The organism is Pantoea sp. GABEPS69, from assembly GCF_045780835.1.
GTDB classification, from domain to species: Bacteria; Pseudomonadota; Gammaproteobacteria; order Enterobacterales; family Enterobacteriaceae; genus Pantoea; species Pantoea septica.
This window is the reverse complement of the sequence record NZ_CP118618.1, coordinates 853,832-868,216: the sequence shown is the minus strand read 5'-3', so window position 1 is coordinate 868,216 and position 14,385 is coordinate 853,832. Positions and strand designations below refer to the sequence as shown.

Annotated in this window: 22 protein-coding genes; 20 read left to right on the top strand and 2 right to left on the bottom strand. The window is 58.6% G+C overall.

Features of this window, described 5'->3' with window-relative positions:
• Positions 1 to 64 precede the first annotated feature (64 nt).
• From PVE98_RS04140 to PVE98_RS04100, 9 genes are all read left to right on the top strand, one after another.
• On the top strand, positions 65 to 292 hold the full coding sequence (locus tag PVE98_RS04140; protein WP_333620497.1) for a DUF2732 family protein: 228 nt from the start codon (positions 65 to 67) through the stop codon (positions 290 to 292).
• Complete coding sequence (locus PVE98_RS04135; protein ID WP_225322650.1) at positions 292 to 519, top strand: TraR/DksA family transcriptional regulator; 228 nt, start codon at positions 292 to 294, stop codon at positions 517 to 519. The genes PVE98_RS04140 and PVE98_RS04135 overlap by 1 nt, the downstream gene beginning before the upstream one ends.
• Positions 516 to 1,379, top strand: a complete 864-nt coding sequence (locus tag PVE98_RS04130; RefSeq protein WP_333620498.1) for a DNA adenine methylase — start codon at positions 516 to 518, stop codon at positions 1,377 to 1,379. Before PVE98_RS04135 ends, PVE98_RS04130 begins: the two co-directional genes overlap by 4 nt.
• The gene (locus PVE98_RS04125; protein ID WP_407568548.1) at positions 1,376 to 3,625 is read left to right on the top strand and encodes a replication endonuclease; all 2,250 of its coding nucleotides are present in this window, start codon (positions 1,376 to 1,378) and stop codon (positions 3,623 to 3,625) included. The genes PVE98_RS04130 and PVE98_RS04125 overlap by 4 nt, the downstream gene beginning before the upstream one ends.
• Before the next feature lie 199 nt (positions 3,626 to 3,824).
• Positions 3,825 to 4,010: a hypothetical protein gene (locus PVE98_RS04120; protein WP_069728934.1), complete on the top strand. Its 186-nt coding sequence runs from the start codon at positions 3,825 to 3,827 to the stop codon at positions 4,008 to 4,010.
• A gap of 10 nt (positions 4,011 to 4,020) precedes the next feature.
• Positions 4,021 to 4,254, top strand: a complete 234-nt coding sequence (locus PVE98_RS04115; RefSeq protein WP_333620500.1) for a DinI-like family protein — start codon at positions 4,021 to 4,023, stop codon at positions 4,252 to 4,254.
• Between the two features lie 73 nt (positions 4,255 to 4,327).
• The gene (locus PVE98_RS04110) at positions 4,328 to 4,591 is read left to right on the top strand and encodes a hypothetical protein (RefSeq protein ID WP_333620501.1); all 264 of its coding nucleotides are present in this window, start codon (positions 4,328 to 4,330) and stop codon (positions 4,589 to 4,591) included.
• Positions 4,592 to 5,102: 511 nt separating this feature from the next.
• Positions 5,103 to 5,642 carry a hypothetical protein gene (locus tag PVE98_RS04105; RefSeq protein ID WP_312157315.1) on the top strand — a complete coding sequence of 180 codons (540 nt, stop codon included), beginning with the start codon at positions 5,103 to 5,105 and terminating at the stop codon, positions 5,640 to 5,642.
• A 78-nt stretch (positions 5,643 to 5,720) separates the two neighbouring features.
• Positions 5,721 to 5,900 carry a hypothetical protein gene (locus tag PVE98_RS04100; protein WP_333620502.1) on the top strand — a complete coding sequence of 60 codons (180 nt, stop codon included), beginning with the start codon at positions 5,721 to 5,723 and terminating at the stop codon, positions 5,898 to 5,900.
• A 53-nt stretch (positions 5,901 to 5,953) separates the two neighbouring features.
• Here PVE98_RS04100 and PVE98_RS04095 read toward each other — a convergent pair whose 3' ends face one another.
• A complete protein-coding gene (locus PVE98_RS04095; RefSeq protein ID WP_333620503.1) occupies positions 5,954 to 6,988 on the bottom strand; it encodes a phage portal protein in 1,035 nt (344 codons plus the stop codon).
• Positions 6,988 to 8,754, bottom strand: a complete 1,767-nt coding sequence (locus PVE98_RS04090) for a terminase ATPase subunit family protein (RefSeq protein ID WP_407568547.1) — start codon at positions 8,752 to 8,754, stop codon at positions 6,988 to 6,990. The genes PVE98_RS04095 and PVE98_RS04090 overlap by 1 nt, the downstream gene beginning before the upstream one ends.
• Positions 8,755 to 8,897: 143 nt before the next feature.
• On the opposite strand from PVE98_RS04090, the gene PVE98_RS04085 reads away from it, so the two are divergent.
• From PVE98_RS04085 to PVE98_RS04035, 11 genes are all read left to right on the top strand, one after another.
• Positions 8,898 to 9,752, top strand: coding sequence for a GPO family capsid scaffolding protein (locus tag PVE98_RS04085; RefSeq protein ID WP_333620505.1), 855 nt, complete (start codon positions 8,898 to 8,900; stop codon positions 9,750 to 9,752).
• A gap of 15 nt (positions 9,753 to 9,767) precedes the next feature.
• On the top strand, positions 9,768 to 10,829 hold the full coding sequence (locus tag PVE98_RS04080; RefSeq protein ID WP_333620506.1) for a phage major capsid protein, P2 family: 1,062 nt from the start codon (positions 9,768 to 9,770) through the stop codon (positions 10,827 to 10,829).
• A 3-nt stretch (positions 10,830 to 10,832) separates the two neighbouring features.
• Positions 10,833 to 11,483, top strand: a complete 651-nt coding sequence (locus tag PVE98_RS04075; RefSeq protein ID WP_333620507.1) for a terminase endonuclease subunit — start codon at positions 10,833 to 10,835, stop codon at positions 11,481 to 11,483.
• 100 nt (positions 11,484 to 11,583) lie between these two features.
• Entirely contained in the window at positions 11,584 to 12,048 is a 465-nt protein-coding gene (locus PVE98_RS04070; protein WP_069728924.1) for a head completion/stabilization protein, read from the top strand.
• Positions 12,048 to 12,251 carry a tail protein X gene (locus tag PVE98_RS04065; RefSeq protein ID WP_103794608.1) on the top strand — a complete coding sequence of 68 codons (204 nt, stop codon included), beginning with the start codon at positions 12,048 to 12,050 and terminating at the stop codon, positions 12,249 to 12,251. Before PVE98_RS04070 ends, PVE98_RS04065 begins: the two co-directional genes overlap by 1 nt.
• A gap of 3 nt (positions 12,252 to 12,254) precedes the next feature.
• On the top strand, positions 12,255 to 12,467 hold the full coding sequence (locus PVE98_RS04060) for a hypothetical protein (protein ID WP_333620508.1): 213 nt from the start codon (positions 12,255 to 12,257) through the stop codon (positions 12,465 to 12,467).
• Positions 12,448 to 12,963: a lysozyme gene (locus PVE98_RS04055; RefSeq protein WP_333620509.1), complete on the top strand. Its 516-nt coding sequence runs from the start codon at positions 12,448 to 12,450 to the stop codon at positions 12,961 to 12,963. The genes PVE98_RS04060 and PVE98_RS04055 overlap by 20 nt, the downstream gene beginning before the upstream one ends.
• On the top strand, positions 12,960 to 13,394 hold the full coding sequence (gene lysB, locus PVE98_RS04050; RefSeq protein WP_333620510.1) for an Rz-like lysis system protein LysB: 435 nt from the start codon (positions 12,960 to 12,962) through the stop codon (positions 13,392 to 13,394). Before PVE98_RS04055 ends, lysB begins: the two co-directional genes overlap by 4 nt.
• Entirely contained in the window at positions 13,288 to 13,527 is a 240-nt protein-coding gene (gene lysC, locus PVE98_RS04045; protein WP_239315417.1) for an Rz1-like lysis system protein LysC, read from the top strand. Before lysB ends, lysC begins: the two co-directional genes overlap by 107 nt.
• Entirely contained in the window at positions 13,490 to 13,921 is a 432-nt protein-coding gene (locus PVE98_RS04040; protein ID WP_333620511.1) for a phage tail protein, read from the top strand. Before lysC ends, PVE98_RS04040 begins: the two co-directional genes overlap by 38 nt.
• A complete protein-coding gene (locus PVE98_RS04035; RefSeq protein WP_333620512.1) occupies positions 13,914 to 14,372 on the top strand; it encodes a phage virion morphogenesis protein in 459 nt (152 codons plus the stop codon). The genes PVE98_RS04040 and PVE98_RS04035 overlap by 8 nt, the downstream gene beginning before the upstream one ends.
• The last annotated feature ends 13 nt before the right edge of the window (positions 14,373 to 14,385 follow it).

Here is a 14,385-nt window from a genome sequence, read left to right as displayed (position 1 = left end):
CCCAAGCAAATAAATGGCGTAAACCCGCCGGGCATTCTTTTGCCCAAATTCAGGAGAAAGTGAAATGCGAAATATCGAGAAATTTAATTTTGACGCTGATACCGAGGCGCTGGCTGCAGTTATTACCAAGGCGCGCCTTGAAGAGCGCAAAGACCGCGCGCTGGCAGTGTCAGAGCGCCTTGTTGAGCTGGCCGTGCATGTACATCAGCAGGAGCTTTCTTCTGTCGAGGCTGCTGACCTGATCCGCCGCGAGGCAGAGCGTTATCAGAACGAATCGCAGGAGCTGCACTAATGGCCGACTCTATCGACATGGCGCAGCAGCGCGCCGACGAGCTGCTGGCACGCAACATCGCCAGCGTGGTTAACCGCCCGGTCAGCGTGGGGGCTTCATTCTGTGAAGACTGCGACGCGCCGATCCCGGAACAGCGCCGCCGCGCCGTGCGTGGCGTTACCCGCTGCGTCAGCTGTCAGGACATGGCCGAACGGTACGCGAAAGTTTCAAAAGGCGGTGCGGTATGAGCGCGATCCTGAAATGGGCAGGCAGCAAGACCCGCGTAATGCCGGAGCTGCTGGCACACCTGCCAGCAGGCGATCGCCTGGTCGAACCCTTCGCCGGTTCATGCGCAGTGATGATGAACACCGATTACCCTTCCTATCTGGTTGCGGATATTAACCCCGACCTGATCAACCTGTACCGCCAGATAAAGGAGCACGCCCGCCCCTTTATCGTTATTGCGGCCAGCCTGTTCAATCAGAACACCACAGGCGAAAGTTATTATTCTGTCCGTGAGACGTTCAACCATAACCCCGCGCTACCCCTGCTCGAGCGCGCCGCGCACTTCCTGTATCTGAACCGCCACGGCTATCGCGGCCTGTGCCGTTACAACCGTAGCGGTGAATTTAATATACCTTTTGGTCACTACAAAAAACCCTATTTTCCACTGGCTGAGATCGAGGCGTTCGCCGAGAAGGCGCAGCGCGCGACGTTTATCTGCGCTGACTTCCGCGAGACGCTGCCACTGGCTAAAGCCGGGGATGTGGTGTACTGCGATCCGCCGTATGACGGGACGTTTTCGGACTATCACTCGGCGGGCTTTGACAAGGATGAGCATCACGATCTGGTCAGCATGCTGATGGACGTCTCTGAGCGCTGCCCGGTAGTCGTTTCAAACAGCGATACCCTCTACACCCGCAGCATTCTTCGCGCGTTCGACATTACCAAAATCAGCGTAGCCCGCTCGGTTGGCGTAGCCGCCGGTGAGGGCAAGCGCGCCTCGGAAATCATCGCCGTGCGCCGTCCACAGGAGAGCGCGGTATTTGTCGGCGTTGATCCGGCGGCAGGCGCTGGCCGGTCTGCAGAAGTGCAGGCGGTTCAATGATTCAGGAATACGCTTACCCGTGGAATGCTCCACGGGAAGCCATCGCCAGCCCGTATCCCACCTATGAGGAAATGCACAGCCGCAGTCAGATGATTGCGGCTTTAGCGCGTGCGCAGGAGTTACTGGAAAAGCAGCCGACGCTGATCCAGCTCGACGTTAAACGCCGCGTCGGCGAGCTTGAAAAGACCCAGGGCATTGCCCGTGCCAATGCGTACTTAGCAAAAACCTTTGTTGAGCGCACATTGCCACGCGTTGAATGCGTCAGCGAGCAGTACCGCCTCGGCGAAATGAGCAGCGGCACGTTTAACCTGCTGGCAGGCAATGCCGCGCAACAGGCCGGCGCAGCCAGCGCGGGCGGTACTCTGTGGGAGCTGATGCGCCGCTTTAACCGCCTGCCTGATATGGCGCGCGCTGACGTCGATCTGCTGGCTGGCGATGTGGCTAATTTCATCCTCGCCGAGCTGGTACAGGCGCACGCGCAGGCCAGCGACGAGTCGGATTACCAGTATACGCACCGCATTTACATGACCGCTGCCACCATCACCCGCGAGCTGAGCCAGACCCCGCCGCTGTGGGAGAAGGTCACGTCCCGCCTGTTCGACCCGGAGGAAGTGACCCCGGCGATCATGCGCATGCAGACCGAAAAGTGGTGGAAGGGCCGCCTGCGCCGCGTCGTCGCGTCATGGCGTGAACACCTGCAGATCGCCCTGGCTAACGTCAGCAAAAAGCATACTCCCTATGCCAGCAGCATGACCGTCTCAGAGTGGCGCGAGCAAAAGCGCCGCACCCGTGAGTTTCTGAAAGGCATGGAACTGGAAGACGAGGAAGGCAACCGCATCAGCCTGATCGAGAAGTACGACGGCAGCGTGGCTAATCCGGCGATCCGCCGCTGCGAGCTGATGACCCGCATTCGCGGCTTCGAAAACATCTGCAACGAAATGGGATTTATCGGCGAGTTCTACACGCTGACCGCCCCGGCGCGCTATCACGCCACAATCAAAACCGGTCATCGCAATCGCAAATGGAACGGCGCCAGTCCGGCCGACACCCAGCGCTATCTCTGCAGCGTCTGGCAAAAAATCCGCGCCAAACTGCACCGTGAGGAAATCCGCATCTTCGGGATCCGCGTTGCCGAGCCTCATCACGACGCGACCCCGCACTGGCACATGCTGATGTTTATGCGTCCTGAACAGGTTGAGCGCGTGCGCGAGATTATGCGCGACTACGCCTGGCAGGAGGACAGCGGCGAGCTGACGACCGACAAGGCCCGCAAGGCCCGCTTTCACGCGGAGGCCATCGACCCGGAGAAGGGCAGCGCGACGGGCTACGTCGCTAAGTACATTTCCAAAAATATCGACGGCTACGCGCTGGACGGCGAGACGGACGACGAAAGCGGCAAAGACCTGAAGGAAACCGCCCCGGCCGTTTCCGCCTGGGCGGCCCGCTGGCACATCCGGCAATTCCAGTTTGTGGGCGGCGCGCCGGTGACGGTTTACCGCGAGCTGCGCCGCATTGCTGACAGCGAAACCGCCCATGGCCTCAGCGTTGAGTTTGCGGCCGCGCATGACGCTGCCGACGCAGGAGACTGGGCAGGATACGTTAACGCACAGGGCGGCCCGTTCGTGCGCCGCGACGAGCTGGCCGTGCGCACCTGGTATCAGGCCAGCGAAGACGTGAACGAGTACGGCGAGGAAACCGTGCGCATCAGGGGCGTTTACGCAACGGAAGTGGGCGAAGACACCCCGATCCTCACCCGTCTGGCGCAGTGGAAGATTGTCCCGAAACGTGCCGTTGATTTGGGTTTTGAATTTAAGGACGCGTCTGCGTCCTCTCGGAGTTCTGTCAATAACTGTACGGGAGGTTTGAGATCTGAGGATTCGAACCCGCCGGAAAGTTTCGACAATATCGACCTGGACGGCATGAGCAGGAGAGAAAGGAGACAGCTGCTGAGCCGGATCAGGGCGCAGGAGCCAGAAAAGCGGCACCTGCAGCTGAGACGGTCGGACAAAATTGAGGCCGCGTGCGACAACGTGATAGGCCAGGTGAAGGATTTATGCGGCGAAACCATCAGCCGCGGGCTGGCCGTGCGCCTGATTGGCGGCACGCAGACCAAGATCGCCGGCCGCCTGTTCCGCAGCTCGGCTTATGGCGAACTGTTCCGCCCAATAATAGAGCCAAAAAAGCCAAGCGCATTGGAACGCTTTAACCGTCTGGCGCAAATTTCACGAGCAAAAAACAATCAATAATGAGCTAAATTTAATGATTAGCGGGCTACTGATAGTCTGAATATTATGTGTTGAGCTCATCCGTGCATAGCTTGAGCAGAAAAGGAAAGTTGTTGCGTATCAGCCAGATAAAAAAAGGATCTGGCTCAGACATTTTTCTTTCTCTACTTATAAATGCTATGCTACTGTATAAATACACAGTAAAATTTGGGGAGGGAAAATGACGGCTCAGGAATCAAGCCAGATGCATAAAAAAATGGCGTGCATGCAGTTTATTGCGGAGGTTTCGCTGATTGCTAACTGCAAGCCGTCTGACCTGAAACTGGCACTCACCATTATTGCCGAATTGGCAAACTCAGAAACTCGTCAGGATGCTGATGAGGAAATCTTCTACGCTGCTGAATAAGGAGATTGCGATGCAAATTGAAATCATGCTCGATAAAAACCACAAAATAAGCCAGCCGGTCCTTGATGCTTTCCATGCTGAAGTTAACAGACGCGTAGTTGCGCTTTTTCCTGATGCTGTGGTGCGAGTTCGTCAGGGTAGCTACACCAGAATAGAAATGCCCGGCCTCAAAATTGATGAGGACAGGCGACGAGTGAATGATCTGCTCCAGAACGTCTGGGAAGATGACAGCTGGCTACACTGATAACCGTGCAGACGTCAAAAGCTCGATTTTGACGGCAGCGGGGTTGAACAACGAGCGCGCGAGGCGTTAGGTTATGGGTGGACGCGACTCTGAATTTCAAATTGTTTACCGTGGTGAAGCCCTCCCCTATTTCCGTCCCGGTGGATGGGTTATGTTTCAACGGTCGCGCGAGTCCGGCGGCGGTTTCTGGCTGGGGCAGACTTTCGAAAATGCGTTTATCTTTGGCCGGCCGTTTCCCCTGACTTACCGGGAGGCTCTTCTGCTTGCCGCGGACTTCACAAGACGAAAAGTTGAAGTAACAGAGTCAGAACCTGATGACCAGTTGCCTCTGTTTTGATATTGCCCGGCACTGCATGACTATGCCGCATGAATTCGCATGATCCCAAAAGGATCGTTTATGCCCCGGCCCGCCAGTAATGGCGGGCTTTAGCTTATGTCATGCACCTGCATGAAAACCACTACATAAAGCGGGCAGGCGTGGCGGGGGTACGAGCGCGCGCTGCGGGGTGCAGGTGGTCAAAATCCGGCGCAATTTCCGGGCCGCTGGCGCGTCGGCGACACGGGGCCGATGCAAGGGTGCAAAAAAAAGAACGCCCCGCAGAATGCTGCTGAGGCGCTATGATGAGGTTTCAATGTTGATACAAATTGTGCGCGTTGCTTCGGGACGCTCACAAAAGTATTGTGTTTGTTCTGAGATTCGCTGTAGATTTTGTGCTCTGTACTTACTTGCAGTGATAGGTGGCGGGACTTGAAAATCCTCTGCTAAGATCCCATTAAAGTTTTATGGTCTTTGTCCGAAAATGACATTAAAGTAGTTCGCCATTAATGTCGTTAGTAAGGACAGAGAATTGAACTTAGAGCAGATTGCCAGTCAAAGTATCAGCAACCTTCAGTTTCTTCTCGATACCTTGAAGATGCCGTTGGCTGTAGGTCCCATCAACGATGAGGACTATGTGATCCTGACGACAGGGTATGCGCAGCTAGAATGGGACTACGGATTTTCACGTTTTGGCAATCGAGAAGACAAGTTTGAGTTTTGTCTGAAACTCCTTGCCGGACCGTTAAGGCATATTCCTTCTGGCGCTGCTTTGTGTACCTTTGATGAGGACACTGGCGTAATCGAGATTCACTTCGTTGAGTCTTTTGTGAAGGATGATGACGTAGAGCATCCGCTCTATGGCAACATGTTTATGATTACGCTGTGGGCAGTTTATCTTTTTGGTAACGCAGTGGATTGTAGAGAGATTCGCATTCCCGAGACGCTAAATCAGAAGGTGGCTGACCACTATAAGAAGTTTGGCTTTAAAGGTGACATCAGCTTGCTTTCGGCACCATTTGCTACAATAACTGATGTAGTACGACGCTACATTACATCTAAGAAACAGTAGATAATTTTTTGCGCAGTGGTAGAATGCTGCGCCTGACATCCACCCCGGATGACGAGGCTTGACCTCTAAGAGGAAATCATGACTATGACGCATAGTGACAAGAAAACTCAGAAGCATTACGCAGTCTCTGACGTTTTCACCCGTATGGGCGTCGCAATGGAAGAACTACTTCAAGCGGCCCCACATATGCTACAGGACGGCAAGTTTGAAGGTAATGAGCTGCACGGTAAGCTCAAAGAAAAGCAGAAAGCTGCTTAATTCCATAGTGCGTTTTGCATGAAGCCCGGCTAAGCCGGGCTTTTTTATGCCTGCTATTCGGCACCCAATACGTAAGGGTTGAACCGGATCACCTCTTCACCCAGCCATGCATTCAGCTCTTCGAAGCGTTTTTGCAGCGGCATCAGTTCATTGCGCACGAACACGCGGCTGGCCTTCTCCACGTCACCGAACCCGCCAGTGTTGTTCGGGATAATGCCCATCATCTGCGGCGGCACCCGGTGCGCGGCCAGCATGTCATCCCGGCTCACGTTCTTGATGTTCAGAAACTCATCCTTTGCCGCTACCTCTGACAGAGGGATGATCTGGATACCGTCCTTTTTACCGCTCGGCGAGTACATGAACAGGTTGCGGAAATTGCCAAGGCCCTTCGTGCTTTTCATGGCTTTGCGCATGGCGTCCACATCTTCCTGATTCTGCGCGGGGTCAGTAACGTACATGATGTAACCCGCGTGGCTGCCGTTTAGGTAATACTTGCGGCGGAACAGCGTCGCCGACTCGTTCAGCAGCGTAGACGGGATGGCCGAAAGATATTCCGGCAGGCCGTAAACTTCCTGATTCAGATCCGGCTCCATCAGGTGGAAGACGTTGCCCGGCGTGAACTGGTAAGGCTGCGTGCTCAGGCCGTACTGCACAAACCAGTAGGTATCGAGATCGGTTCCGCGCCGCGTAAACTTAGCCAGGGCAGGCTCCAGCCCAATCACCCCGCCGAGGCGGTTGGTACGCTTCTCCAGATACGTATTGCCGAACACCAGATAGTCCTGCACAAACCGGCTGAATGCCTGCTGGCTCAGCAGCGGGTGCGGGATAAACGAGCTGGTCAGGATGTTGCGCTTCACGTTGAGCGGCGAGCTGTGATGCACGGCTGCGCGGAAAGTGCGCGCCAGCCCGTCAAAACTCACCGGCGGTTCATACCAGCGATCGTTGATGACGCACTCCACGTAGTCGAGCAGCTCGCGGCGGTCCAGTACCGGCACCGGGTCGCCGAAGGTAAAAGCCTCTGCCGCCGCGCCGCCGGTCATCTGCTGCTGCACGGGCTGGGTGCGCGTGCGGTTCCTGCGTTTGCTCATCAGTAAATCTCCATAATGTTGCGGCTGTGGGCGGCTTCGCCCTGCAGCGGTTCGTTTGCCAGCGCGTGCATCGTCGCCCAGGCGAGATCGGCGTGGCTTGCCTCTTCGCTGCGGCTGGCTTCGTAGGTCGGTCGGTTGCCGCTGGCCGTGGTGGCGCGACGGATTGCCATGAATGACTGTGCGATGTCGAGGTGCCCGGCGTCGAACTCCAGACGGCCGCTGCTGATGATGTCGAACGCCTTCAGCACCAGGGCGTTTTTCACGTTCGGGTTGTAGACGAACTCTTTCACCGCCGGGAAAAACATCTTCACGTTTTCATAGACGCCGAGGCCGACGCCGGTGGAGTCGATGCCGATATAGGTGACGTTATATTGCTGCGTGAGCTTTTTGATGGACTCGGCCTGCGCGCGGAAGTCCATACCGCGCCACTGGTGGCGCTCCAGGATGCGGAACTTGCCGCCCGGCACGGCAGGCGGTGCGATAACCACGCACCCGGCGCTGTCGCCGTTCTGCGTGCCCTTCGCCGGGTCATAGCCGATCCAGACTTCGCGCCAGCCGAACGGGCGCAGCGCCAGCGCCTCGAAGTCGTTCCAGACTTCCCAGCTGTCTACCATGCACTTCTGCAGCAGCTGCAGCGGGAACACGGACGCCAGGTCGTCCACGAATTCGCACATCAGCAGGTTCTGATATTCCGGCGGGCTGTACTCCAGGCGCAGCTGATCGAGGTCGAACAGGTTACAGCCGCCGCGCACCGCATCTTCAACCGTGACAATCTGGCGGAACTGGCCGTCATCGCAGAAGCGGCCCGGCGACAGGTTGCCGTGGGTCAGGTCGATGTCCACGCGGTCCGCCTTAGCGCGCCCGCGGTTGAAGAGCGCGCCGGACCAGAACGGATAGGCGCTGTGCGTCAGGCTGGACGGGGTGGAAAAGTAGGTCTGCCGCCATTTTTTGTGCAGGGCCATGCCGGACGCCACCTTGCGCAGCTCCTGAAACTTCGGGATCCAGAAATATTCATCCAGGTAGAGATTGCCGTGATAGCTCTGCGCGGTGCGGGCGTTGGTGCCGAGGAAGTACAGGCACGCGCCGTTGCTGAGCGTCATCGGGTCGCCTTTCAGCTCTACATCCACCTCTTTGGCGAACTCCATGATGTACTGCTTGAAGACGTGCGCCTGCGCCTTGCTGGCTGAGAGGAAAATCTGGTTGCGCCCGGTGGTCAGGGCATCGATCAGCGCCTCGCGGGCAAAATAAAACGTCGCGCCGATCTGACGGGATTTAAGCACGTTGCGGATGCGGTGCTTGTTGCCCGCATCCCACCACTGGCGCTGATAGCCGAACATCGAGCCGTGGAAAATCTCCTGCAGCTTCTCGATCTGTTCGTCGCTGAATACGTTTTTTTCCGGTGGCTTGCGGGGGCCGCTGTTTCGGTTTGCCACCTTCGGGTTAAGGTCCGCCTCGTTCCCGCCGTTGCTGAACTTGCCGATGCGGGCGTGGCGCTCGGACTGGCGCGCCAGCAGGTCAATTTCCTTGTAGTCCTTCCCTTCTTTCGTCTCCTTCATGACCAGCTGACAGTAGCGCGCGGCGGTGGTGAGCTGCATCTGGTCAAGCGGGCCGTAGTCGTTCCACTTGTCGCGTTTCTTCCAGCTGTGAACGGTTGCGGGTTTCTCTCCCAGCATTTCAGCAATGCGGGCGATACGGTATCCCTGAAAGTACAGGAGCAATGCCTGCCTGCGGGGATCGAGGTCTTCGGGGGCGAGTGTCGTTGTCATGGCCCCAAAATACGGCCCCGGCGGTCCCTTTTCCGCCGCCCCTCATTGTGTGGTTTTCCGCACAATGGCCCCGCGTTGTTTCAATATCCCTCCCGCCGCAAACATAGAGCCTCAAAGCGATTTTTCACAACGGAGCCTGGCTCATGACAGTAACTGCAAAGCGTTTTCGGATCGGGGTGGAAGGTGCCACCACGGACGGGCGCGAAATTTCCCGCGAGTGGCTCGTGCAGATGGCCGCCGCTTACAACCCGCAGGTCTACACCGCGCTGATTAATCTGGAGCACATCAAGTCTTACGCCCCGGACAGCACCTTTAACCGCTACGGCTCGGTGAGCGCGCTGGTTGCGGAGGAGATCACCGACGGACCGCTGGCCGGGAAAATGGCGCTTTACGCCGACATCCTGCCAACGGATTCGCTCGTTGAGCTGGTCAAAAAGGGCCAGAAGCTTTTCACCTCCATGGAGGTCAGCACCAAATTTGCCGACACCGGCAAAGCCTACCTGGTCGGCCTGGCTGCCACGGACGATCCGGCGAGCCTCGGCACCGAAATGCTGGCGTTCAGCGCGTCGGCGGAAAAAAACCCGCTGGCAAACCGCAAACAGCACCCGGACAACCTCTTTACCGCCGCCACCGAAACCGTGATCGAGCTGGAAGAGGTGCCGGAGGAAAAGCCCGCCCTGTTTACCCGCATCAAGGCGATGTTTGCCAAACAAAAGCAGACCGATGACGACCGTTTCAGCGACGTGCATCAGGCGGTCGAGCTGATTGCCAGCGAGCAGCAGAACTATGGCACCCGCACCGACAGAATGCTGGGCGAGCAGGCCGAGCGCCTGAGCCAGCTGGAAAGCAGCCTGCAGTCGCAGCTGGATGAACTGTCGGCGCAGAAGGAAGCCTTTAACGAACTCAAAGAGCAGCTGGAGCGCGCAGACAGCCGCCCCGACTACCGCCAGCGCGCACCGGGCGGCGATGCGCCGGCCGCTCACCTGACCAACTGCTAAGGAGCAGTACACCCCATGAAAAAACAGACCCGTTTTGCCTTTAACGCCTACCTGAGTCAGCTGGCGCGCATCTATTCCGTGGAGATTACGGAGCTTTCCAGCAAGTTCAGCGTGGAGCCGTCCGTGGCGCAGACGCTGGAGGACACCATCCAGCAGAGCACCGCGTTTCTGACGCTGGTTAACGTTATCGCCGTATCCGAACAGTCCGGCCAGCTGCTGGGCCTCGGCGTCGGCAGCACCATCGCAGGCACCACCGATACCAGCTCTAAGGACCGCGAGCCGACCGATCCAACGGCGATGACCGGCACCGAGTACAAGTGCGAGCAGACCAACTTCGACACGGCCATTACCTACGCGAAGCTGGACATGTGGGCGAAGTTTCAGGACTTCCAGACCCGCATCCGCGACGCCATCGTGAAGCGCCAGGCGCTGGACCGCATCATGATCGGCTTTAACGGCGTGAAGCGCGCCAAAACCTCTAACCGCGCAGAGAACCCGCTGCTGCAGGACGTCAACAAAGGCTGGCTGCAGAAGCTGCGCGAAGACGCCCCGGACAACGTGATGGGCAGCACGACTAAAGACGGCGAAACCACCGCCGGATCGGTGAAGGTCGGCAAAGGTGGCGCATATTTCAACCTGGACGCGCTGGTCATGGATGCGGTTAACGAGCTTATCGATCCCATCTTCCAGGACGATGACGAAATGGTGGTTATCTGCGGGCGCGAGCTGCTGTCTGACAAGTATTTCCCGCTGGTCAACAACGAGCAGGCCAATACCGAAAAGCTCGCCGCCGATCTCATCATCAGCCAGAAACGTATGGGCGGCCTGCAGGCGGTGCGCGCGCCGTACTTCCCGGCTAATGCCCTGCTGATCACCCGTCTGGATAACCTGTCGATTTACTGGCAGGAGGACACCCGCCGCCGCTCGGTTATCGACAATCCGAAGCGCGACCGCATCGAGAACTACGAGTCGGTTAACGAGGCGTACGTGGTGGAGGATTACCGCTGCGCCGCGCTGATCGAAAACATCACTATTGGCGACTTTAGCGCGCCCGCTGATGCCGGTGCCGGAGCGTAAACCATGAGCCTGAGTCCCGCACGGCAGCACCGCCTGCGCGTTCAGGCTGAGCAGGCCGCCCGCACGGGCGGCTCTGCCCGGCACGCGAACGGCTACGAGCTGATGCTGATGCAGCTGGGTGAAGACCGCCGCCGCCTCAAGGGCATTCAGTCCAACGTCAAAAAAGCCGAAATCAAGGTAGAAGTACTGCCGAAATATGCCGCCTGGGTAGACGGCGTGCTGGCCGCCGACGGCGCGCAACAGGATGACGTGCTGATGTACGTGATGCTGTGGCGCATTGACGCCGGGGATTATGCCGGGGCGCTGGCCGTTGGCCGCCATGCCCTTAAGCACGGCTGGTCTATGCCGCAGGGATTTAACCGAAACGTGCAGACCCTGCTGGCCGAAGAGATGGCCGACGCCGCTAAAAATGCCCTGATGGCAGAAAGCGACTTTGATCCTGCCCTGCTGATGCAGACGCTGGAGGCAACCGACGGGATGGATATGCCGGACCAGTCGCGCGCCCGCCTGCACAAGTCCATCGGCTACGTGCTCACCGGCAGCCAGCCCCAGATGGCCCTGAATCATCTTAAGCAGGCGCTGCAGCTCGACGAGCGCTGCGGCGTGAAAAAAGACATTGAGCAGCTGGAGCGGAAAATCCGCAACGCCAGCTGATAACCGGACGTGCCCACGCGCGGGGCGGCACGGGGTGGCGACAGGCTGAGCCTTATCAAAACCCCGTCCACCGCCCAACCTTTTCAGGAGTATCAAGGCTATGGAATTTGTAGCGCCGCAGAAGGCGACGGGAACGCCGGAAATTATCCCCAACAACTCGTTCTGGCCGGACGTCGATCTGGCGAAGTTCAGAGCCGCAATGCGCGTAGACGGCACCGTGACGCCGGAGCGCTTAAAGCAGGTGGTGCTCACCGCGATGGCGGAGGTTAATACCGAACTTTATTCGTGGCGCGAGCGTCAAGAGCTGCGCGGGTTTAACACCCTGGCCGACGTGCCAGCGGAAAAGCTGGCCGGTGAGAGCGTGCGCCTGCATCACTACTTTAACGCGGTGTGGTGCTGGACCCGTGCGGTGCTTAACGAGCGCTACCAGGACTTTGACGCGACCGCCGCTGCGGCGAAGCGCGGCGAGGAGCTGGCCGACACGACCGGCGACCTGTGGCGGGACGCGCGCTGGGCCATCAGCCGCGTGCAGAACCTGCCGCACAGCACCGTGGAGCTTATCTGATGAAAGTGCGTGCGCAGCAGTACGACACGGTGGACGCGATCTGCTGGCGTCACTACGGACGCACGCAGGGCATGACCGAGCAGGTTATACGGGCGAATCCGGGGCTGTCTGAGCATGGCCCCATCCTGCCGCACGGGCTGGAAGTGGAATTGCCGGACGTGACGACGACGGCAACCGTGCAGGCCGTCCAGCTTTGGGACTGAACTATGTGGGAAAAAATCAGCACCTTTATCACCTGGTGCGTGGCGGTAGTGATGGCATGGCTGGGTGGCATGGACCTGAAGGACGTTTCTACCGTGGGCGGTGTCTTCATCGGCCTGCTGATGGCGCTTATCAGCTGGTACTACAAGCACAAAACCTACCTGCTGCTGGCAAGCGGGCGCATCACGCGGGAGGAGTATGAATCTGCAAACCGTTAAGCGCTGCGCCGTGGGCGTGGTGCTGGCGCTGGCCGCCACGCTGCCCGGCTTTCAGCAGCTGCACACCTCCGTGGAGGGGCTGAAGCTCATCACGGACTATGAGGGCTGCCGCCTGCAGCCGTACCAGTGCAGCGCCGGCGTCTGGACCGACGGGATCGGCAACACGCGCGGCGTAGTGCCGGGTAAATCCATCACGGAACGGCAGGCGGCGGGCAACTTCATCACCAACGTGTTACGCGTCGAGGCGGCACTGGCGCGCTGCGTGGCGGTATCAATGCCGCAGCAGGTTTATGACGCGCTGGTGTCGCTGGCGTTCAACGTCGGCACCGGCAACGCCTGCGGTTCAACCATGGTCGCGCTGCTGAAGCAGGGGCGATGGCGTGAGGCCTGCGGACAGCTGCCGCGCTGGGTGTACGTAAAAGGCGTATTTAATCAGGGGCTGGATAACCGCCGCCAGCGTGAAATGGCGTGGTGTCTCAGGGGAGCGGGCGCATGAAGCGGGTGCTGCTGGCAGCAGCGCTTGCCCTTCTTATGCTGGCCGCGCTCGGCGTGCAGTCATGGCGGCTCAGCAATGCGCACCACACCATCAGCACGCAGCAGGCGGCGATTGCGGACCAGGGAAAAAAGCTGTCGCAGAAGAACGGCCAGCTGATCGCCCTGAACATTCTTACGCAGACGAACAGCCAGGCGCAGACGCAGCTTTATGCCGCCGCCGAGCAAAACGGCAGGCTGCTGCGCGACCGGCAACGCACCATTGAGGAGCTTAAACGTGAAAATGAAGACCTGCGCCGCTGGGCTGATTCCCCTCTGCCTGATCCTGTTGTCCGGCTGCGCCAGCGACCGGCCCTCGCCGGAGGTGAATCTTACCGTGAGTGGCTGTCCCAAAATCACCCGCTGCCAGCTGGACCCGGCCTCGCCGCGCAGTAACGGCGACCTGAATGCCCTGCTGGATGAAACCGAGGCCGCCTGGGCGGCGTGCGCGGACAAGGTCGATACCATTATCAGCTGTCAGGAAAAAGACGATGAACAAGCCGCAGTCCTTGCGAAGCGCCCTGAATAAAGCCGTGCCCTACGTGGCGGACAATCCCGACCGGCTGCACCTGTTCGTGGATAACGGCGCGCTGGTCGCCACGTCCGCCGCGTCGATCTCATGGGAATACCGCTACACCCTGAACGTGGTGATTACCGACTTTACCGGCGACCAGAACCTGCTGATGGCCCCGGTAATGTTTTGGCTGCGGCAAAATCAGCCGGACGCCCTGCAGAACCCCGGCGAGCGGGAAAAGCTCTTCACCTTTGAGGCCGACATCCTCGGCAATGACCGCTGCGACATTAGCATGAACCTGAAGCTGACCGAGCGGGTGCTGGCGCGGGAGGTGGACGGAAAAATGACGGTCGAGGCCATACCGGAGCCGGACGTGCCGCAGGAATTTTGGACGGCACGCCATGGCTGAACTGCATGAGGTTGACGCCTGGCTGGATGCGCTGCTGGCGCAGCTTGAGCCGTCAGCCAGGGCAAGGATGCTGCGCGAGGTCGCGCGCGACGTGCGCCGCATTCAGCAGGCAAACATCACGGCGCAGCGCGCCCCGGACGGCACCGCATGGGAACCCCGCCGCGCCACGGCCCGCACCAAGCCCGGCCGGATCCGGCGCAAGATGTTTGCGAAGCTCAAAACCACGAAATACCTGAAGACGCGGGCCAATGCTAAGCAGGCTGAACTTTCTTTTTCGCCATTCGTTCAGCCGCTCGCTCGCGTTCATCATTATGGTTTGAGGGACAAATTTAACAGAAACAGTAAAGTTGAAGTAAAATATCCTGAAAGGCCTATCATTGGCATTAATCTTGAAGTCGAAAAGAAAGTAAGTGATTGTCTCCTCAAAAACCTTAAATCTAAAAGCAAGTAGTTGCATTTTCTTC